At 44.5% G+C, this 20,325-nt stretch carries 18 protein-coding genes and 1 pseudogene; 6 read left to right on the top strand and 13 right to left on the bottom strand.

The features are described 5' to 3' along the window. Positions 1-53 precede the first annotated feature (53 nt). The 5 genes from ABK01_RS08530 to trxB all read right to left on the bottom strand — a co-directional run bounded on the left by ABK01_RS08530 (position 54) and on the right by trxB (position 5,886). Positions 54-1,391: a CheR family methyltransferase gene (locus tag ABK01_RS08530; protein WP_253675329.1), complete on the bottom strand. Its 1,338-nt coding sequence runs from the start codon at positions 1,389-1,391 to the stop codon at positions 54-56. Between the two features lie 17 nt (positions 1,392-1,408). Then, positions 1,409-3,829: a chemotaxis protein CheW gene (locus tag ABK01_RS08535; protein WP_253675330.1), complete on the bottom strand. Its 2,421-nt coding sequence runs from the start codon at positions 3,827-3,829 to the stop codon at positions 1,409-1,411. A gap of 133 nt (positions 3,830-3,962) precedes the next feature. After that, positions 3,963-4,436 carry a glycine/sarcosine/betaine reductase complex selenoprotein A gene (gene grdA / locus ABK01_RS08540; protein WP_253675331.1) on the bottom strand — a complete coding sequence of 158 codons (474 nt, stop codon included), beginning with the start codon at positions 4,434-4,436 and terminating at the stop codon, positions 3,963-3,965. Positions 4,437-4,555: 119 nt separating this feature from the next. Further along, on the bottom strand, positions 4,556-4,873 hold the full coding sequence (locus tag ABK01_RS08545; protein ID WP_016524044.1) for a thioredoxin TrxA: 318 nt from the start codon (positions 4,871-4,873) through the stop codon (positions 4,556-4,558). Positions 4,874-4,932: 59 nt separating this feature from the next. Next, positions 4,933-5,886, bottom strand: a complete 954-nt coding sequence (trxB, locus tag ABK01_RS08550; RefSeq protein ID WP_253675332.1) for a thioredoxin-disulfide reductase — start codon at positions 5,884-5,886, stop codon at positions 4,933-4,935. Positions 5,887-6,026: 140 nt separating this feature from the next. Between trxB and pcnB the strand changes: the two genes are divergently transcribed. Then, positions 6,027-7,196 (top strand): polynucleotide adenylyltransferase PcnB, encoded by a 1,170-nt coding sequence (gene pcnB, locus ABK01_RS08555; RefSeq protein WP_253675333.1) that lies wholly within the window; start codon positions 6,027-6,029, stop codon positions 7,194-7,196. Positions 7,197-7,340: 144 nt separating this feature from the next. Here the strand turns inward: pcnB and ABK01_RS08560 are convergent, their stop codons facing one another. Genes ABK01_RS08560 through ABK01_RS08575 form a run of 4 tightly spaced genes read right to left on the bottom strand, consistent with a single transcriptional unit; the run spans position 7,341 to position 11,518 of the window. Continuing rightward, positions 7,341-9,167: a TRAP transporter large permease subunit gene (locus ABK01_RS08560; protein WP_253675334.1), complete on the bottom strand. Its 1,827-nt coding sequence runs from the start codon at positions 9,165-9,167 to the stop codon at positions 7,341-7,343. Between the two features lie 15 nt (positions 9,168-9,182). After that, positions 9,183-10,214: a TRAP transporter substrate-binding protein DctP gene (gene dctP, locus ABK01_RS08565; protein WP_253675335.1), complete on the bottom strand. Its 1,032-nt coding sequence runs from the start codon at positions 10,212-10,214 to the stop codon at positions 9,183-9,185. Positions 10,215-10,265: 51 nt separating this feature from the next. Then, the gene (locus ABK01_RS08570; protein ID WP_212565081.1) at positions 10,266-11,237 is read right to left on the bottom strand and encodes a TRAP transporter TatT component family protein; all 972 of its coding nucleotides are present in this window, start codon (positions 11,235-11,237) and stop codon (positions 10,266-10,268) included. Between the two features lie 26 nt (positions 11,238-11,263). Next, on the bottom strand, positions 11,264-11,518 hold the full coding sequence (locus ABK01_RS08575; protein WP_212565082.1) for a hypothetical protein: 255 nt from the start codon (positions 11,516-11,518) through the stop codon (positions 11,264-11,266). A gap of 150 nt (positions 11,519-11,668) precedes the next feature. Here ABK01_RS08575 and ABK01_RS08580 point away from each other — a divergent pair, with 150 nt between their 5' ends. The 5 genes and pseudogenes from ABK01_RS08580 to ABK01_RS11725 all read left to right on the top strand — a co-directional run bounded on the left by ABK01_RS08580 (position 11,669) and on the right by ABK01_RS11725 (position 15,467). Continuing rightward, the gene (locus ABK01_RS08580) at positions 11,669-12,358 is read left to right on the top strand and encodes a late competence development ComFB family protein (RefSeq protein ID WP_212565083.1); all 690 of its coding nucleotides are present in this window, start codon (positions 11,669-11,671) and stop codon (positions 12,356-12,358) included. A 22-nt stretch (positions 12,359-12,380) separates the two neighbouring features. Continuing rightward, complete coding sequence (locus tag ABK01_RS08585) at positions 12,381-13,016, top strand: adenylate kinase (protein ID WP_253675336.1); 636 nt, start codon at positions 12,381-12,383, stop codon at positions 13,014-13,016. Between the two features lie 33 nt (positions 13,017-13,049). Then, positions 13,050-14,420 carry a tRNA uridine-5-carboxymethylaminomethyl(34) synthesis GTPase MnmE gene (gene mnmE / locus ABK01_RS08590; protein WP_253675337.1) on the top strand — a complete coding sequence of 457 codons (1,371 nt, stop codon included), beginning with the start codon at positions 13,050-13,052 and terminating at the stop codon, positions 14,418-14,420. A gap of 58 nt (positions 14,421-14,478) precedes the next feature. Next, a pseudogene (locus ABK01_RS08595) lies at positions 14,479-14,916 on the top strand (hypothetical protein); the annotation flags it as partial. 116 nt (positions 14,917-15,032) lie between these two features. Then, positions 15,033-15,467 carry a CC/Se motif family (seleno)protein gene (locus ABK01_RS11725; RefSeq protein WP_305880063.1) on the top strand — a complete coding sequence of 145 codons (435 nt, stop codon included), beginning with the start codon at positions 15,033-15,035 and terminating at the stop codon, positions 15,465-15,467. A gap of 38 nt (positions 15,468-15,505) precedes the next feature. On the opposite strand, the gene ABK01_RS08610 is transcribed toward ABK01_RS11725, so the two are convergent. The 4 genes from ABK01_RS08610 to ABK01_RS08625 form a co-directional block, all read right to left on the bottom strand. After that, positions 15,506-16,192, bottom strand: coding sequence for a GTP pyrophosphokinase (locus ABK01_RS08610; protein WP_212565086.1), 687 nt, complete (start codon positions 16,190-16,192; stop codon positions 15,506-15,508). A gap of 126 nt (positions 16,193-16,318) precedes the next feature. Beyond that, positions 16,319-18,076, bottom strand: coding sequence for an ABC transporter ATP-binding protein (locus ABK01_RS08615; RefSeq protein WP_253675339.1), 1,758 nt, complete (start codon positions 18,074-18,076; stop codon positions 16,319-16,321). A 4-nt stretch (positions 18,077-18,080) separates the two neighbouring features. Continuing rightward, positions 18,081-18,512: a GNAT family N-acetyltransferase gene (locus ABK01_RS08620; RefSeq protein ID WP_212565088.1), complete on the bottom strand. Its 432-nt coding sequence runs from the start codon at positions 18,510-18,512 to the stop codon at positions 18,081-18,083. A 44-nt stretch (positions 18,513-18,556) separates the two neighbouring features. Then, positions 18,557-20,314 carry an ABC transporter ATP-binding protein gene (locus ABK01_RS08625; protein ID WP_253675340.1) on the bottom strand — a complete coding sequence of 586 codons (1,758 nt, stop codon included), beginning with the start codon at positions 20,312-20,314 and terminating at the stop codon, positions 18,557-18,559. Positions 20,315-20,325: the final 11 nt, after the last annotated feature.

The raw sequence follows: 20,325 nt of genomic DNA on the forward strand, positions 1-20,325 counted from the left end.
TCTCTTTATCAATAACTGAAAATCTTTGTCGATTTTCAGTTATCCGCTACAAGCTACTCTCGTGAGAAAGTAGTTATATCCCCCATTACTTGCCGCATCCATCCGCTCTGTTTAGGCATCATTTCATTCGCACCTAAGATAACGATACCGGTTGTTTTTAGTTTATCCCTAAATTCTTCCAATAAGATACTTTGCTTTTCTGCTTTCATAAATGATAATACATCACGAGCAAGGATAATATCAACATCCGGAACCGTATTTTGATGCACACAATCATGGTATTCAAACAAAATCATATCTTTTATTTCTTGATTGAAGCTATATGAATCATTCACTCCTTTGACCAAATACGGTTTAAATCTATTGATCACCTGATCTTCAGGAACGGTCAGCATCGGCGCATTGGAAATAGCTAATAAATCGGCATCATTGGCGTAAATCCTGATTGCGGCACGAGGATATTTTTGCTTCAACAGCACTGCGAGACTGTATGTTTCATATCCCGCATCGCAGCCGACATTCCAAACGGTAATAATTCTCGCATCATTATCGGGCAAGGCAGCCAACACCGTATTCATATATGAGTCGGACCAAAACCGGTGCGTATCGGGTGAAAGGAAATTGCTCAAAAACTCCCGCGCTTGATCTTCGGATTGTATTTGAATGCTCGAAGCGACGCGCATATCCCGCCATTCATAGTATCGCTTTTCCAGCCATGCAGCATTGACAGCGGAAGGATAGAACTGACCGAGAGCAGCAAGTGTATCACCGATAAAACGGATATCAAGCGCATCATTTGACTGCGTAACATCAGCTACACCGGTCTTTGCAGAATTGTCAACCGTCAGCGCTTCACCTTCAACAACTGTCGCTTTTGTTTCCGTTATGGTACGGGAAGCAAAAATACGATCGACATCCAATAAAATGTAGAGCTGTCCGGAATTCTCTACAACACCGTAAATATATTTAATATTGATATCGCCAAAAATAGGATGCGGCGGTTGAATAGTATTTTTTGAAACGCCGACTACTTTATCGATTCGGTCAACGACAATACCGAAAATCTGATCATCTACATTAATGATAACCATACTTTCAATGGTATCTTTTGCGCGCTGTTTAATCGGAATATTGAAAAAAATACGTAAGTCAATAATCGGAATAATATCACCGCGCAGGTTATATACTCCAAGTACAAAAGGCGCCGTATTCGGTACATAAGTAAAATTATTCGCTTTTGCGATCTCTTTTACTTTCATAATATCGATTGCATAATCTTTCTCTGCAAGAGAAAAGGTTATCATCTTAAAATCGATAACAGAAACGTGCTCACCGGCATAATCTTCTTGCAGTTCTTCATTCACTACTGTATTCAACTCGGTTTTTTCCATAGTTATTCAGTCCCCTTTTACCAGATGGAAGCCTCACGCCGTTCACGGGCATGCATTTCCTGTTTTAAGCCCAAATCAAGTAATTGCCCAACATCGATAATCAATGAAACGGAACCGTCTCCTAAAATTGAAGCGCCGGCAATTCCCGGAGAATTGGTAAACTGATCTTTCAAAGGCTTAATAACGACGTCTTCTTCACCGATAAGGCTATCGACCATCAATCCGACTTTCTTTTCAGCTGTTCCGACAATAACGATATAATGATGACCATCATCGCCTTTTTCCGCTGAAGGAACACCGAACAGCCTATTCAGGCGCAGCAAACTGATAACTTCATTACGCACATTAAATACTTCATAGCTGTCAATACGGTTAATCTCTTCACTGCGCACACGATGACTTTCGATAACGGAAGTAATCGGAATAGAGTACACTTCTTCCCCGACACGTATCAGCAACCCTTGGATAATTGCAAGCGTCAACGGCAATTTGATGGTAAAACGGGTCCCCCTGTTTTTCTCCGAAACAACCGTAACGGTTCCGTTGAGTTTTTCAATATGTGTCTTAACGACATCCAAACCAACGCCTCGCCCCGATACACTGGAAATCGTTTTTGAAGTTGAAAAGCCCGGTGCAAAGATCAGCTGATACGCTTCAACATCGGTGAGATTTTTACCCGGATGCAAAAGCCCCCGTTCTACAGCCTTTGCCTTGACAGCGTCAACATCAATACCCTTACCGTCATCGACAACTTCAATAACGATCATGTTACCTTCATTGCTCGCTTTAAGTAAAAGTGTCCCTTGTTCGGATTTTCCGAGTGCTTTCCGCTCTTCAGGGGTTTCAATCCCATGATCCATCGAATTACGCACACAGTGCATAATGGGGTCAAGAAGATCTTCGACTACCGATTTATCCAATTCGGTATCTTCACCTTCGATTACAAGCTGGATATTCTTATTTAACGTTTTGGAAAGATCACGAACAACGCGGGGGAAACGGCTGAAAATCTGACTGATGGGAACCATACGGATTTTCATAACCCCTTCCTGCAACTCACCTGAAATACGTCCCAAGTTTTGTGCGGAAGAACGGAACTTGGTCACCGAATATTTCATGGATGTTTCGAACTGGCTAAAAAGATCAAACATTCCGGCATAATCCGCCGCAAGTTCTTTCTTAATCGTATTTAAATCTGCCCCTTGCTGAAGTTTCTCAAGATAAGACGGAAATTTATCCAAAAGTTTACGAATCCGGTCTTTATATTCACTGTTCGCATTTTGGAAAAGCGCATAAAGCTCATTAAATTCCATCGCACTTTGGTTAAGCGAGGCTTTGGTAATAACCGTCTCGCTGACTAAGTTCAGCAAGTAGTCAATACGTTTTGCATCAACACGCAGTACCGATCCCGATGAGTGAGCGGCATTTGCGGCTGCAGCAGGAGCTTTTTTCGGATGTCCTGCATCTCCTTGCGTGGCCGGAGCGGATGCTTCGGGCTGAGATGTTTCAGCTTTCGCTCCTGTATCAGCAGCGGGCTGTGCTTCTGCAACCGGAGCAGGTTCTTCCGGTTTTGCCGCTTTTGTTTTCGAGGCGCTCCCTTCGGCACTGAAGGTGAGCTCATCGATTGCTGCATTAAGCGTTACATCGGGAATATTTGCGATCGATAACAAACTGCTTTCACTTGCCGTCGATGCGACATAGTATAGAACTTCAGGATGGAATTCATCTTCATAGAGCGCATCAAAATCGGGGATGGTTTTAAGCACCATCGCAGATTGTTTTAAGGCTGCGAATACTTGAATACCGCCGACGGTGTTCATTAAACTTGCTTCATCAAATTGAACACGGATAGCGTACACTTTACTATCAGCGGGCACCGCTTCACGTAATTCAAGGATTTCATATTCGGAAAGTAAAGACGCCGGATCGACGGCATTTTCGTCGCCGGAAGCTACAGTTTTTGCTTGCGGCTGTGCTGCCGGTTTAGAGGCGGCAGGCTTTGACGGCGAAGCTTTTGCAGCAGCTTTTTTAGTATCTTTCTTATCAGGGATATACGACCGCAACTTCGTTACCGTTTCAGACACATCTTGGCTATATACCTCACCATTAGATCTTGCCGCAAGCATATCCTTGATTATATCCAAAGAATGCAACAATAGATCAATGGTTTCTTCTGTAACTGTAACTTGATTCGACCGGATAGCATCAAGCAAATCTTCTACGGCATGAGTGAAACCGGATAATTCACTCATTTCAACGGTCGCAGAACCACCTTTCAAAGTATGAGCCGCGCGGAAAATTTCATCAATAGCTTCTTTATTGGTAGGATCCTGTTCGATAACAAGGATATTACTCTCCAACTGCTCTACTTGCTGCTCTGCTTCACTAAAAAAGTCTTTCAATAACTCTTCATTATTGATATCCAGATAATCACTCATATCAATAATTCTAATTGCTTTTCAAGATTAGTCAAGGTCTCACACGAATTTTATTCAATTTAAGATTGAGGAAAGGTTGCAAAAGCGTACCGATTACCGAATCGCAACCGATACGCTTTTATCATGTTATTTTTTACTTTAAAAACTTACAGTATTTCTCACGATATTCTTTGACTTCTGCAATAATTGCAGGAACATCAAGAACCATCTCCATCATACTGATTTGTTCTTCATAGATCTTAGGATCTATTTGATTTTTGATTTCCGGTTCAACCACATGATAACACAAAAGTCCCAACGAGACTCCTGCCAACGGACCTGCAAAAGTAGGATCACCGTTTGTAACGGTTTCACAGGCAAGACCTGACGATTCGGCTTCGGCACCGCCGAGAAGCACTACTGTGTTCTCGCAGCCGTACTTTTCAGCTAAATCTTTAACCCGCTTTTGGTTTTCCAAGTCCATTGCGCCTGCGCTTGTTCAGACGAAGCATTCGGTTGCCGCATAAACAACTTCACCGCCCGCCGACTCAGCACAAAGCTTTATGGCTTCCCCGGGAATGCCGTCGCGATCACCGATAATGATGACCTTTTTGCCTTTTAATTCCATAGCATACCCTCCAAGGAAATTATAGAAATCTCTAAAAACCGCATCGGATCTTTAGAGACATCCCTCTATCAAGGGAGATATTCTCCCCGATATTTCACTATTTAATCGGTCTAAACCCTTTACAGATACTTTTGAAGCGTATCTTCAATCTGTTTGGCGTTAAGACCTTCACCGGTCAGATGCTCCTTTTTTTCGCCGTCAACATAGATAAGAATTGAGGGCAGACCGAGCACCTGTTCTTTCATTGCAACTCTGCGTCCGAGACCGATATCGAATGAGCAGAACTTTACCTTTCCCGTATAGCGCTCTGCCATTGCGTGAACGTCAGGCATCAGCTGTTTGCACGGTACACAAGATTGAGACCAGAAATCAACCAACGTAACACCTTTCGATCCGTGTACTTCTTGTTCAAATGAATCTTTTGTTAATTCAACCATTTTAGTCCTCCTATACGCCGCCGCTCAAGCTCCATGGCAACAAGCGGGGGTTCCTTATACTACTTTGAAAGCTTCTGACGCGCTTTTATATCGTCGATGTAGTTACCTGCCCAAATGCCTGCCAACGCGCCGTCAGCCGCTGCAGTAACAACTTGACGGGACTCTTTTCGGATAACATCACCGGCAGCATAAATCCCCGGTACATTGGTTTCCATTCGACCGTTTGTAATAATATACCCCGCCTCGTCAAGTTTTACCAGATCTTTTACCAGTTCCGTCTCGGGGTCATGCCCTATAAATATGAAGAGCCCCTCGGTTGTAAAATCGGAAATTTCTCCGGTTTTCGTATCCCGAAGTTTCAAGTGAGACACAAGACCGTCGCCGCATACTTCATCTACAACGGCATTCCATTTAAAGGCCATTTTAGGATTGGCAAAGGCTTTTTCCTGAATAGACTTCGCAGCCCGCAGCTCATCACGGCGGTGAATAATGGTTACTTTATCGGCAAACTTTGTCAAATACATGGCTTCCTCAACGGCTGAATCACCGCCGCCGACAACGGCAATTTCGCATTCTTCAAAGAAAGCTCCGTCGCAAGTAGCACAGTATGAAACGCCTTTTCCGCTGAATTCTTTTTCGCCTTTACACCCAAGGGTACGAGCGCCGGCGCCGGTTGCAATTAAAACAGCGAGACCTTCATAATCGGTACCGTTGGTTCCATGCACGATATAATGAAAGCCATCGCTGCTTTTTTCAAGCTTTTCAGCCCCCGTATTCACAAACACGGCACCGAACTTTTCGGCATGCTTATGGAAAGCCTCGCTAAGAGACGGCCCTGTTGCCTCCGGAAAGCCGGGATAGTTTTCAATTTCTTCGGTAATATAGCACTGCCCACCCGTATTCCGTTTTTGTTCCAGAATAACAGTTTTTAATTTTGAACGCGCAGCATAAATTCCGGCAGCCATCCCCGCAGGACCGCCGCCGACAATTATCAAATCATAAGTTTCGCTCATTGGTTCCCCCATAATTTTTGTAATTTACCACAAAAAATATCTTTTGGCTAGAGAAACACTGATTAATTCGAATGCGGAATAATCAGTGCAATGTGTCAGATTGACAGAATTGAAAATTCACGGCAAAATATTTGTTCGTAATGTTAGTAAGGTATACTCGAAATAGTACGGATAAAAAGCTATCAAAAGCGCTTATATATACGGCAACGGAACACTCTATCGATCCCCGTAAGGTGGACGGCGAGGCAATCCGCATCATCAACGGGTTGCACAATGCAGGCTATGAGGCTTACATTGTAGGCGGCGCTGTCAGGGATTTGCTGATCGGAAAAATACCGAAAGACTTCGATATTGCGACATCGGCGAAACCGGCCCGTATCCGTAAGATTTTTAAAAATTCTCGACTCATCGGGAAACGATTCCGATTGGTGCATGTCTTTTACGGTCCTAAAATATATGAAGTTTCTACCTTTCGTTCGTTGGAAGAAGGTTCCGTCGGCAACACTTTCGGCACCATCGACGAAGATGTGCGGCGCCGCGACTTCACTTTAAATGCACTCTATTATGATCCGATAAAAAACATTATTGTTGATTATGTCGGCGGCGTGGAGGATATCCGCAAAAAGCGATTGCGTCCGATTATCAATCTTTCGCGCATTTTTGCAGAAGATCCGGTGCGAATGATCCGCGCCGTCAAATACGCGACCATCACCGGCGCTGAAATCCCGCTGCTGCTCCGCTGCCGTATTCATCGCGATGCACCGCTCATTGAATATACGTCACCATCCCGTTTAACCGAGGAGATAAGTAAAATCTTGATAAGCGGTCATGCGGCGGAAATTTTTAAGATGCTGCTGCATTACCAACTTTTTCTCTATTTACAGCCTTCAGCGTTTTCGTTTATCGAGGATTCGCCTCATTTTTCCGAGCACTATTTCGCGAGCATGAAAGAGCTTGACGGATTAATTGCAGAACATAAGATTCAGCGGCAAGGACAGGCATTGGTATACCTCATCCGTGATTTTTTACAGCTGATTACCGATTGGAAAGAAGAACCGCGAGCAGTTTATAAGACGGTATATGCCGAATGCCGCCATTTTGTACTACCGATGAACCCGCAACGGACAGAGCTTGAATATGCAGTAAAATACTGCCTCAGAAAAGGGGGCTTGGACATACGGCTTACCGGTACAACAAAAGCAAAAGAAGCCTCAAAACGCCGCCCGCGCGGAGCTGCACGGCAAAATACCGCCGCAAAGCAAAAGGTCATACCTCAAAAGCCGGTTACTTTTTCGCCATCCTCAGCATAGTTCCAACCCCATATCTTCTCCTACTAGACCTATTCGATAACTGCGTTTTCGAATAGGTCGACGAGTTCTAAATCGCACAAATAGCACGATTTAGAACATCGCATTTCAAGGTACCTGTTCAGAAACAGAAGTTTCCGAACAGGTTTACTGAAGCAAAGCGGTAGTCAGCCACGGGATATAGGTAACCAGCAACAAAATAATACTTTGAATGCCGAGAAAGGGGAGAATATTCTTTACTATCTTGATAACCGGTTTATTGAATGTATAACTCGCAATAAACAAATCCATCCCAATCGGTGGCGTTAGAAAGCCAAGCGCCAGATTCATAAGGAAAATAACGCTGGTATGTATGGGATGAATACCGAATGATTCGGCAATTGGCATAATAAGCGGCGATACTACCAAAATTGCGGAGTAGAGATCCATAATACAGCCGACAAAAATGAGCAGTACATTCAACAGCAGCAAAAATACATATTTTGACTGTATATACGTTTGCACGATGTCCGTGAGAATTGCCGGTACATTCGCATCAATTAAATAATAAGCCAATCCCTTTGCCGCACCGATGATAATAAGAACTCCGCCTGCAACCGGAATACTCTTCAATATAAACGCAGCAGCCGTTTTCCATGAAAAATCACGGCGGATAACAACTTCCAATACGCAGGTATAAAGCACGGTAAAAGCGGCAGTTTGAAGGAGTGAGAAAAGCCCCGAAAAATAGAGGACAATAATAAAAATCGGCAGCAACAGCTCAAAAAAACTGCCGAAGAATGCCCTTTTCAATACAGCCCATGAAAACGGCACACGAGTTTTTGAACGATCCCGTATTACGCCGATAACAATCATCGACAGCGTAAGCAAGAACCCCGGAAAGATCGCCCCTTTAAATACGTCAAAGATATCAATGGTCATAATATTGGTTACGCCGAAGATAATGATCGCCATACTGGGCGGGAAAAGGATACCAAGCGAGCCGGATGCGGTAATCAGCGATTCGGAATCATCTTTCGAATAGCTGCTTCCCGTTAAAATAACACTGATAAGCGGTCCGAGCGCTAAAATGGTTACACCCGAGGCGCCGGTAAAGGTTGTAAAAAAGGTAAGCACGAGTACGGAGGCAATAACTACTCCGCCTCTAATCCAACCGACACTGCTGCGGACAAGTTCCATTAACCGCTTACCGGCGCTTCCTTCCGCAAGCAAACAGCCTGCAATGGTAAAAAGCGGAATTGCCGCAATGCTCGTATCCGTTAAAATGTGATACATTTCCAGCGGAATCACATCGACATATCCGCCGCCTTGGCTGAATGCCGTATGCGTAATTCCAAGCAATACGATAAAAAGCGGTAATCCGAAAAGAGCCGCGGCAATCAGTATCAAGATGAGCGGCAACATCAACGGAGCGCTCAAAGACTGCCAAAATGAGGCGCACGCTGTAAAAAAGGGAATATCCTTCCCTAAGAACGTATAAAGAATAACGGCAATCGAACCGCAGCTGATAAACAAACCGCCGAAAAGTCCTACCAAAGAGGATACAAGTGAATCACGCTTTTTAAAACATAAAAAGAGCTGGGCAAAAAACATCAACGGCAGTGCGCCAAAGATAAACCGTACCGGCACTCCCCATAAAAGATCGGAAGGGTCTATTACGACTAAGATATTCGGGAAACAGGCAAAAAAAATTGCTGTAAGGACAGCTGTCGTTATACCGTTATTGACTTGACTGACGACGGTTTTCAGCCGATCGGATAATTTAAGGTTAAAAACCTCGATATTCAACTGTTTGTGATCTGCGCTGGTAATCATTCCTGCAAAACACGCAAAAATAAAAACAGCATGAATGATCAGCCGTTCCCCGTCCAATATCGGAACACCGCCGATGTCGCTGATGAAAAAAAACACCATCGGCAGTATAACTAATATACCGATCAAAAAAAGTACAAATACGTTGACAAGCTTTCTCATATCGTTATCGTACGGTTATTTACGCATCGGAGCAACGAGTTTTTGAATATTTTGATACATATCCATATCAAAAGCATTCGGAAAAGCCCGATGAATATCATTAATATTCATACCAAATTCTTCTTCCCATTTTTTAAGCTCTTCTTTAGAAAGGCGAATCATCGTAACACCGGCAGTTTCCATTTTACGTACGCAATCGGCATCCGAATCATCAAGTGCCTCATTGAGTCGCTTACGGGCTTTGTCCATTGCTTCCTTCATAGCGGCATGATACTTTTTAGGAATTTTTTCCCATGAAGCTTTTGAAATAACGAAACCGGCCATAATGGGGCACAGTTTTGTATCAAGCGCATAGCTGATATCCTTGTAATACCCTGTTGCATACGTCAAAAGATGTACGGCAAAAAAGCCGCTGATGCCATTTTTACTTTTTAGCATTTGAGAGAATTTTTGAGCAGGAACATCAGTTACATTAAAACCGCTCAGTTTAAAACTGTCACTCAAAATAGGGCTATCCAAACCGGCAACTGCTAATTTTATTTTCTTTAATTCTCCGAGCGTTTTATAGGGTTCCTTCGTATAAAAAGAGAGCCACCCGACATTCGACCATGCAATCAACTCATAACCGGCCGCATTAATTTTTGATTCGATTTTATTGCCATATACGCTGAGCGCTTTGTCGAGTTCTTGCTGATTTTGAAGCAAAAAAGGCAATGCAAGCGTATAGATATAAGCGTCGGGTACCAATTCATGTAAACCGATCATCGTAAATATTGCCCCATCGAGCGGAGCTTGCTGTCCCGGACGCGCAGCTTTGAGTTTTTGAATACCCGCTTTTTCCCCACCGAGGGTTGTCATATTATAGATTTTTACCGTTACCTGCCCGTCGGTAATACGATTCCATTCCTCTGCAACTTTTTTAAGCTCAATGTCCCACGGAGAACGCGACGGAGCAACGGTTGCTATCTTTAACACGATTGATTCAGCGCCAGCAAGAGCCGTTGAAGCAATAAATAGGGCAGCACATAGTGTCAAAAATTTTCTCACAGTATCTTCTCCTTAATATAACTGATACACAATAACTGATACACAGGTAAATTAATCGCCTAGGAAATAATCACCTTTTATCTTTTGCAGCCATCGAGCTTTTTCTTGGCTGATGGCAATGGTGAGTTTATTATTCGGCTGGGTTGCCGGATCAATTTCCAATGCTTTGCGTAAGGCTTCGTCGAAGCCGACACTGTCTTGTGCCGGAATACAAAAAGACTGCGCATAGAGAACATACACCGACGGTCGCTGCCCGCCGCTCAACTCCAACACTTTTCGATATGCGTCTTCCGCCCTATCCGCACCGCCACCCAAAGACTCCGGAGCCGCAGCATAGAAGGCTGCAAGCGCTTCCCAAACAGCGCCGTCGTTAAATGCAGAATACAGGTCTGCCGCCCGCTCAAGCATTGCTACGGCTCCCGGAACGGCAGCAAGTACATCAGTATCCATCGGATCAAGCGAAAATGCTCCGAGGATACCACAACCTGCCCAATAAAGCGATTCAGCATCAGCGACTCTACAGCGAGCAAGAAAAGCGGCGCCTGTATCTTCCGTATAATGAGCCATTGCTTCGGCAAAGCCTTTATAAGCGCTGTCGAGCGATTGCATCACGTAATCAGCCCCACGGAGATAAAATTTTTTTGCTCGTAAATATTCAAGATTTTTCTTTTGAAACTGCGTCTCGGGGATGTAATCGGCAGGCGTTTGGACGAAAGCGTTCGCATACATAACATAGAGGGAACCGGACATAATAGCCAAGCCGCGGTGTTTAGGATTGCTGAGGTGCAATATTTCATACGTTTTTAATACCGTCGGAAACACTTCTGAGACCAACTTTATATCATCTTCGCCGGTAAGCGCGGCGGCCGCATCAATCCCGCCCGAAGCCTCAGTTTTCGGTGCGGGGAAAGGGGCGAGCGTATTCGCGATGCCATTAAATGCTATATGTTTAATGGAGCAACCACTCACGAGCAGAAACATTGCCGCTACATAAATATATATTTTTTTTAGAGTTACAGTCATAAATGGAGTCCTCTTTGTTATTGGTACTAAACGGTGAATTCTTTTTGCCATTGATGAATAAAGGCTTCATAAGCGGCGATTGTTGCGGACAGTACGATTTGCTGCACGGAACTCCGCCCTTCGGCGTTGTTCCCATCCAAAACATAGAGCGAATCGAGGATACCTTGTATATCATCGACGGTGCAACTTGCATCGGCAGCTCTCCGCCTGACAAGAAGACGGGTCTCATCATCGAAAACCTCTTGATATTTTTTATCTTCCCAGTCAACACTCTCGGACATAATAAAATTGATTATAGAATTTTTTATCGTTGAATGCAATATGATAACAAGAGCAAAACCTCTTGCAATTTATATAATTGATAAAGGGGGCGGCGTGATATTGCAAAATCCGAGCCGATGCGTTATACTGGTCCGGTAGGAGTTTTTGTAATGACAATACATAACCTTATGGAAGATTTCGTATACAACGAAGTGAATAAAGTTTTTGATGCTGCAAAAGATAAGAATGAACCATGGTTCACGTGTAATTGTATGCAGTGCCGTTTGGATACGGTTTGTTTTGTTTTAAACCGAATTAAACCGCGGTATACGGCTTCCGGTAGAGGTATGGCTCATTTTTTGCAAATTGATCAGTCGGAAAAAGATCAGCTTCTTGCCGATATTTCAACATTGGCGTTTAAAGGTATGAAAACCGTTCTTAGCACAAAACGTTCCCATACGTCTTCTGAACAAGTATTACCTTCCGGTTATGTATTTAATTTCCCTACCATCACGGGGCGTGTTTTGGACGGTCAAACCTTTTCTCCCGTTTCCGATCTACCCGTTGCTTTATATTTGGAAGACTCCTTGGTCGCTCAGATGAATCATCTCTGGGATAATCCATATACCATTTCTCATAAAACGCCCGGCACCTATACGTTTTGGCCGTTTCCCGTACTTGCATCGTCGTTAGGCGAAAAACGGATTTTTAATTTCTATATTCACGCTGATAGGGAAGGATACGACCCTATTCACTACCATTTTAAACTCGGTTTGGTGAGCGATTTAAGTGTAAAACGGGAACTTGATGCGGAAAGCTGCCATAATTTACCCGACTTATATCTTTTCAGTAGGGGATAAAAACTTCAGCTAGAGGTTATATATGAAATTGGTGTTTTTAGGCCCTCCGGGAGCGGGAAAGGGTACGTTGGCGTCGGAGGCTGCAAAATATTACGGAATACCTCATATTTCGACGGGTTCGATGTTTCGTACTGCCATAAAAGAACATACTTCACTCGGACAAAAAATTCAAAAGATTATCGATTCCGGTTCGCTTGTTGATGATGAAACAACTGCTGCTCTGGTAAAAGAGCGATTGGCTCAACCTGATGCGCAAAACGGTTTTATCTTAGACGGATTTCCGCGGACAATCGCACAAGCGGAAATATTGGAAGTTTTTTGCAGCCTTGATGCCGTTATCAATTTTGATATTTCAGATAAAGCAGTGATAAAGCGGCTGTCGGGCAGGCGCTTGTGTCCCTCGTGCGGTAAGAATTTCCACATTGAGTTTATGAAACCGCAGGTTGAAGGAATTTGCGATAACTGCCGTGGTGTATTGGTTATCCGCGAGGATGATAAAATAGAGGCAATTGTCAAGCGACTTGAAACTTACCGTGAGCAAACCGTTCCTTTAATAGAGTTTTATCAAAATAAAAAACTGCTCATAACCTTGGATGCGCAGCCTGCTCCGGCGGTTATTTTGGAGAACTTTATTAATCTCTTTTCCGGCAAACACTAAAGACTGTTACCCTGCCCATAAGGATACGACTGCTTGAATTACACACTCGATGATGAAATTGCCGCTATTGCAACGGCATTGGCTCCTGCAGCGCTCGGTATTGTGCGGACTTCGGGGGCACGAAGTCTTGAGCTTATCTCCCGTTTTTTTTCCCGTCCTCATGCCTTGCTGCAGGCGCAGGGGCATACGCTTGTGTACGGCTGGATACACGATGCAGGTATAAAAGTCGATGAGGTTGTTCTCTGTGTGTACCGTGCTCCGAAAAGCAATACCGGTGAAAATGCCGTTGAAATTCTCTGCCACGGCGGGCCGGGTATCGTAAAAGCAATTTATCGGCTTTGTATCAAAAACGGATTTCGTCCTGCGGAGCGCGGGGAGTTTACTTTTCGCTCGTTTATACACGGCAAAACGGATTTAACCCGCGCGGAAGCGGTGCGGGAAATTATCGATTCAAAAACAAGTACGGCGCAGCAAAAGGCTGCCGGACGGCTTTCCGGTAGCGTATTTCGAGAAATAGAAACAATCACAACGGATTTAATGACGGCGCTTGCCGCGCTTGAAGTGGGTATCGAATATCCCGAAGATGAGGAAACCATTGCGGATAGTTTTGACGAAGCGCTTCTGAAAAAGCCGCTTTCGGCATTGCAGCAGCTCGCCGCTTCGTGGCAGACGGAAAAAATATATCAGGCAGGGGTGCGCCTCGTGCTTGCAGGCAAAACAAATGCAGGCAAGTCTTCACTTTTTAATGCGCTGTTAAAAGAAGACCGCGCGATTGTGTCTGATATTCACGGCACAACGCGGGATTGGCTTGAAGCGGAACTCGATTTTAAAGGTATTCCCGCACATATTTTCGATACTGCCGGTCTCCGCGCTACGGAAGACACAATCGAAGCGATAGGGGTGCAGCGCAGCGTTGAACTGGCATCGGCAGCCGACATTGTGCTGTATTTGATTGATGGGACAAAGCCGCCGGTAGAAGAGGATAGTGCGTTTATTGAACGGAGTACCGTACCGCTGATTATCGTGCAAACCAAGGCGGATAAGGGGCGAACGGAAGCTCTACCGGCGGTTTTGCAGCGGTATCCCGCCGTGAGCTTGAGCTCAAAAACGGGCGCCGGTCTCGATATACTGATTGATACGGTTGTCGCTCTGGTTACGGCGGATACCGCACTGCCGATGCAGGACGCGGGTGTTTCGCTCGGGACGGAGCGGCAAAAGGAAGCGGTAACCGCCGCGCTTGAAGCCGTAGAGTACGCGCTTGAAGCAGGACGCAGCGGGTACCCGCTTGATGCTGTCATTCAGGATGTGGAAGAAGCGGTACATGCGCTCGGAAGCGTTACCGGTGAAGTGCGCTCCGACGATATTCTGGATAAAATATTTTCAGGCTTTTGTGTCGGCAAGTGAGAAGGAAGTTTACAATTTTACAAAATCCGTCTTAAATGGTATTTCTTTGGCAATAGAGCTTGAACAAAAACAGACGATTAAAACGATGTCCAAAGGAATGATCGAAAAGATGAATTTAACGATCACTTTCTCGCGGGCGGCAAAGCTGTTCGGCTCTTTAGTGTCATTCATATTTGTCGGAAACGTTGCGCTTGCCGTTCAAACAATAATGCGTTCCTTTAATATTAAACGGATGCGAGGGCTGTGGATCGCAGGCTTTATCCTTATCTTTACCGGTGCGGTCTTTTTTACCGGAAGAATTGAGGCAATGGCCGGAAGGGCGTTTAGCGTCTATTGTCCCGTTACCGTATATGGTATAGAGTATTCAGCGCAGATTGCGTCATACCCAAGTATGGTTGTAAATATTCCTATTGTTTCGACGCTTATTTCCCTTGGAGTCGGTATTGCATGCTTTTTTACTTCGGCATGGCTCTTAAAACGAAAGGTTGAGGTATAAAGAAAACGGGAATGCCGAAAAAGTACCCACCTTTTGAGACATCCCCACGGTATCTCTCTTTCAGACTTGACACTACATATTGAGAATCATTATTATATTTGACGAGAGGAGTAATGATGATAACATATAAAAAAAGATTCTTGTATGTATGTTTGGGTTTGCTGATACTAGGTTCTATTACTTGTAAAGGTGAAGCACGGCAAAATGCCGCTCAGACCTGTGCGACAAACGAACAGGCGAAAACCGCTGCGGGGGCTGAAAAGCCGGTTGCCTGTGTAGTGATTGACGATAAAGCACTGGCAGCGCTGAGTAAGCAAAAAGCGACGGCTGTGTATTGTGTAGCGATGGGAGCATCGTGAGGAGGTACTATTGTAGATCCGACCGTGATTGTCGGAATGCCGAAAGATATTAACAACTATGATAAATTTGAAGCAAACAGAATCGATGTGTATATAAAAAAAGGAACCAATACACTCAATGGCACCATAACCATAACCGCAGAAAATGCATTTTGGCAAGAAATGTTTATTGCAAAAGGAATTGCCCAATAGAAAGATACGAAAGAATTATGTGTCGAAAAGTAAAGCTGTTAGGCTAGCGGACAATGCTGTTCTTCTTGTATTTCTATTTCTCTGCTGATATTTTCCAATTCCGTTGCAATCATATTGATATTTTCCGCACAGAGCCGTAATTTTTCCGTAATTTGAGCGGTGTTGTGATCAATCTCTTTTTTATAATATATCTTATGCTCGACGCTTGCCCAAAAATCCATAGCAATAGTACGGAATTGTACTTCCACCTGCATATATTTTTTCCCTTCGGCAAAGAAAACAGGAATTTCGACAATCAGATGCAGACTGCGGTAACCGTTCGGCTTGGGATTTTTAATATAATCTTTTCGGGCGAGAATTTTTATATCATCTTGTGCACATAGTTTATCGGCAAGAACATAAATATCTTTTTGAAACGTACAAATGACACGGATACCAGCGACATCGTGTAAATGGTGTTCGATATTTTCAAGCGATATATCAAGTCCCATCTTTTTTAATTTGCCGAGAATACTGATCGGTTTTTTGATTCTACAGGTGATTGATTCAAACGGATTACGGTCTTGATCCATCGATAGCTCAGTATTAAGAACTTCCAGTTTTGTTTGAACTTCCCGCAATGCGCAACGATACTGCATCATCAGATGCGCGAACGGATACGCCGCTTCCAATAGCTCTTCGGGTTTGTCGCTATTCAACAATTCTTTAACTGTAACACTTGTCAATACATACCTCACACTTCCGCTAAAATTTCGTGCAGCCGGATAATTCAGTCAATGTATAATTGGTAATGTTGTATACTTAAGGATTGCACTAATTACCAATTATACATTAGAACATTATCAATTATTTTACACCTTCCACGCAGCTGCGGTTTCCCGCATACCGACAAAGCGTGCATAAATACCGTCTTGCTGCATCAGCTCGGCATGGGTGCCGTGCTGGACGATACGCCCCTTGTCCATGACGAATATCTGATCGGCATTTTTGATAGTTGAAAGCCGATGCGCGATGATGATTGCGGTTTTATTTTTCAACAGTTCGTCGAGGGCGCTCATCAGCTTTTCTTCGTTTTCAGGATCAACACTGGAAGTCGCTTCGTCGAGAATGACAATGGAACTGGGCTTGAGCATTGCTCGTGCAATGGAAATACGCTGGCGCTCCCCGCCTGAAAGATTGCTGCCGCCTTCCTGCAGTACGGTATCGTAACCGTTCGGCAGCTCCATAATAAAGTCATGACACTGAGCAGCTTTTGCCGCTGCAATCACTTCCGCATCCGTTGCATCCGGTTTTCCGAATTTGATGTTGTTCTTTATGGTGTCTTCAAACAAATACACATCCTGAAACACAAACGTAAAGTTTGATAAAAATGCATCGTACGCAAAGTCTTTAATATTCGTATTGCCCAGTGTGATTTCACCTGAATCGACATCCCAGAAGCGGGCAATCAGCTGGCACAGGCTTGTCTTCCCCGAACCGGAATAACCGACCAAGGCGGTTACGCTGTTTTTGGGAATAGACATATCCACATTGTGGAAGAGCTTTTCTTCCGGCTGCTCTTTGCCGCCGTAGCCGAAGGTAATATTTTTGACGGTAATATCGTCATACCCCTGCGGAAGGAGCGCACCTTCCGGCAATGCTTGAATATTTTTAACCTTAAAGAGCGTATCCAAATTCTGTACCGCAACACCGCGCATCCGCTGCATGGTCCCTGCTATTTCAAAACCGCCGAAGACTACAAAACTTGCTACGGTTAGCATCAGTGTTTTTTCAACATCGATTGCACCTATGGAATAGCGGTATAAGGCGCTCACGATAATGGCAGTTGTTCCCAGTTTAAGCAACAGCGAAAAAACCAGCAATGAAGGCGTAAGCGTCTTCTCTACGGCAAAGAATCCGGTTTTGCTTTTTTTAATACTTTCCGTTACATTTTTTACCGCTTCGCTTGTTCTGCCGAATGCCTTTACTACACCGATCCCTTGTACATACTCCAAAATATCGGTGCGCAGTTGCAGTTTCAGCTCCGTCAGTTTTGTCGTTACCGCATCAGTCTTTTTCTGGAATACATTATTGAATAGCGTTGCAATAACCAGCGTGATAAAGATGATACAGCCGGTTGTCATATCATACGGGAAAACAAACAGAGCCATGATAACCGTTTGGATGCTGCCTGCAAACATCATTTCGAGAATCATCATATCGATTGTTTCAACATCGGTAATCACCGTTGTCAACGCTCCCGAAATATCGCCGAGCCTGCTTTCGGAAAAATACCCCATGTGTACGTTTTTCAGCCTATCCCCAATAACGAGCCGGTTCTCCGCCCCCATCGTATACGAGGCGATATTTTTATTGCGGTCGGAAATATAGCCGAAAACAATTTTTCCCGTAAGGCTGACAAGCATAATGCAGAACACCGTGATAATATTGCGCTGTGTAACCGGCTGTGATTGAAACACCGCACGGCTCAGTGTTAGCAAAAAATACCCAAGCCCGCCGAGGGTAAAGCCTTCGAATATGCTTTTGAGCATATCGCAAATAAACATCGTTGTTATACGCTTTGATTGCTTCCCCGCAATCGCGTAAATCTTCTTCAATAAATCAAACATCGTTTTACCATTCCTTTATGAATCGCTTTTGTAGTTTTGTACATGAGTATCCGCAGTGTTCGTAAAATGCATGGGCTTCCGTGCGGTGCTCGCCGGAGTTAAGTCGGATAAAACGGTAATTCCGTGCAGCGGCTTCTGCTTCTACGGCGTGCACTAATTGTTTGCCGATGCCTTTATGCTGATATTCAGATAAAAGAGCCAATCCCAAAATGTTAAAACCGGGTTCTTTGTACAAAAGCTCATAGGATTCGGCATGAATAAAGCCAGCCACAGTGTGCGTTTCATCATCTTCGTACACCCTGATAAAATGCCGGTTATCGGAGATGAGTTTTGCAATTTGCCGTTCGGTTACCGCTTCCGTTGTTTTATACCCAAGCGAAACTTCGCTAATATCCCTGATAGCTTTTGCGTCCTCAAGCCGTATATTCCGTATCATCAAAGTTCAGTCTCCTATAATTACCCATTATCAATTATCAATTCCTAATCATCCCTGCTGCGGATATGGGACTGCCACATTTTTTGATAGAGTGGTGAAGTTTGCAAAAGCTCCTGATGGGTTCCCTCGGCGGCAATTTTTCCTTTTTCCAGCACGATGATTTTATCGGCATTGACAATCGTGGAAAGGCGGTGTGCAATCATAATAACGGTTTTGTTCTTTACAAGATTGTCGATGGACTTTTGGATAATGGCTTCGTTTTCCGGGTCTGAGTAGGCGGTCGCTTCGTCAAGTACGACAATGGGGCTGTCTTTCAGCAGTGCACGAGCTATGGTGAGCCGCTGCCGCTCGCCGCCTGAAAACTTACTGCCTGCGTTTCCCGCATTGGTGTCATACCCTGCAGGCAGGCTTTTGATAAAGTCATGGATGCTCGCCTTTGTACAGGCGGCTTCGATTTCTGCATCGGTTGCATCTTCTTTTGCCATTTTGAGGTTTTCGCGAATGGTCTTGTTGAACAAAAAGTTTTCCTGCGAAACGTAGGTAACTACCTGCATATTCCGCTCCAAACTCATGCTGCCGATGTCAGCGCCGCCGATGGTGATGTGTCCGCTTTCGATATTCCAAAAGCCTGCCAGCAGTTTTGCGATGGTAGACTTGCCGCTGCCGGAAGAACCCACAATCGCAGTCAGCTCTCCTTCCTTTGCGGTAAAGTTCAATCCGTCGAACACCTTTGCGCTGTCCTTGGCAGCGGCGCCGTTTTTATCAGCAGTACCGGTTGTTTCGCTCAGTACGCCGCCGTAGCCGAATACCACATTTTCAAAGCGCACATCATAGCCGTGCGGGGCGGGGGCGGTGTCTTGCCGTACCAGCTCCGGTAAATCGAGTACTGATTGTATTTCGCCGAACACGACCCGCACATTCGCCATCGCATCCGTATACGCCATCGCTTTGAGAAGCGGCTTATATGAAGCATACGAAAGCAGTATGCACATAATCAACGTAGGAATCGCAATGCCGCCGGTCATAAAGAGGTACAAGCCCACCGGCAGTACGACAAGGAGAGTAGACGGCAGCACTTCCATCGCGGCAACCATTGCAAAGCACACGCTCAAATACCAGTCGAGCATAGAGTCCCGGTTATTCTCCACCGCTTTTTGGAATTTATCATAGGATGATGCCGACTTGTTAAACGCCTTGATCACTTTTATCCCTTGAATATATTCGACAGCGGCGGCATTCATTTTTTTTGAGGCTTCGATGTAGCGTTTTGATTTTGCTTCATAGTCTTTCATCATCAGCATCGAAAAGAGCATACCAAGCGGCAAGGTTACGAGGTTTGCAAGAGCGATCTTCCAGTTCAGTATAAAAACAATCACGACAATCACAATCGGAATGATGACGTTGGCAAGTACTTCGGGAATGACGTGCGCAATCGGTTGTTCCATTTTATCCACTGTTTCTACCACAAACTGAGACCACTTGCCGCTGCTTTTTTCTTCTATCGTCCCCATCGAAAGGCGGCTAAGCTTTTCTATCACCCGCTTCCGTGTATCTTCAATAATACTGAATGCTAAATTATGCGAACCGATGGTCGATATCGAATGCCCGATAATCGAGCCAGCGAATCCTGCAAGGATAAGCCCTGCGTACGGTAAGAAAACGCGGTAATCGGTTACACCGTTTATCAGCTGCGTAACAATAGAAGCGACTGCAAAGTATGGAACAATGCCGCACGCAACACCGAAAATTGCAACAACCACCGGAAAGATAATCTGTCCTATATGTTTTTTTATAATATCCATAGATACTCCTC

Source organism: Treponema sp. OMZ 305, assembly GCF_024181325.1.
Classification (GTDB): domain Bacteria; phylum Spirochaetota; class Spirochaetia; order Treponematales; family Treponemataceae; genus Treponema.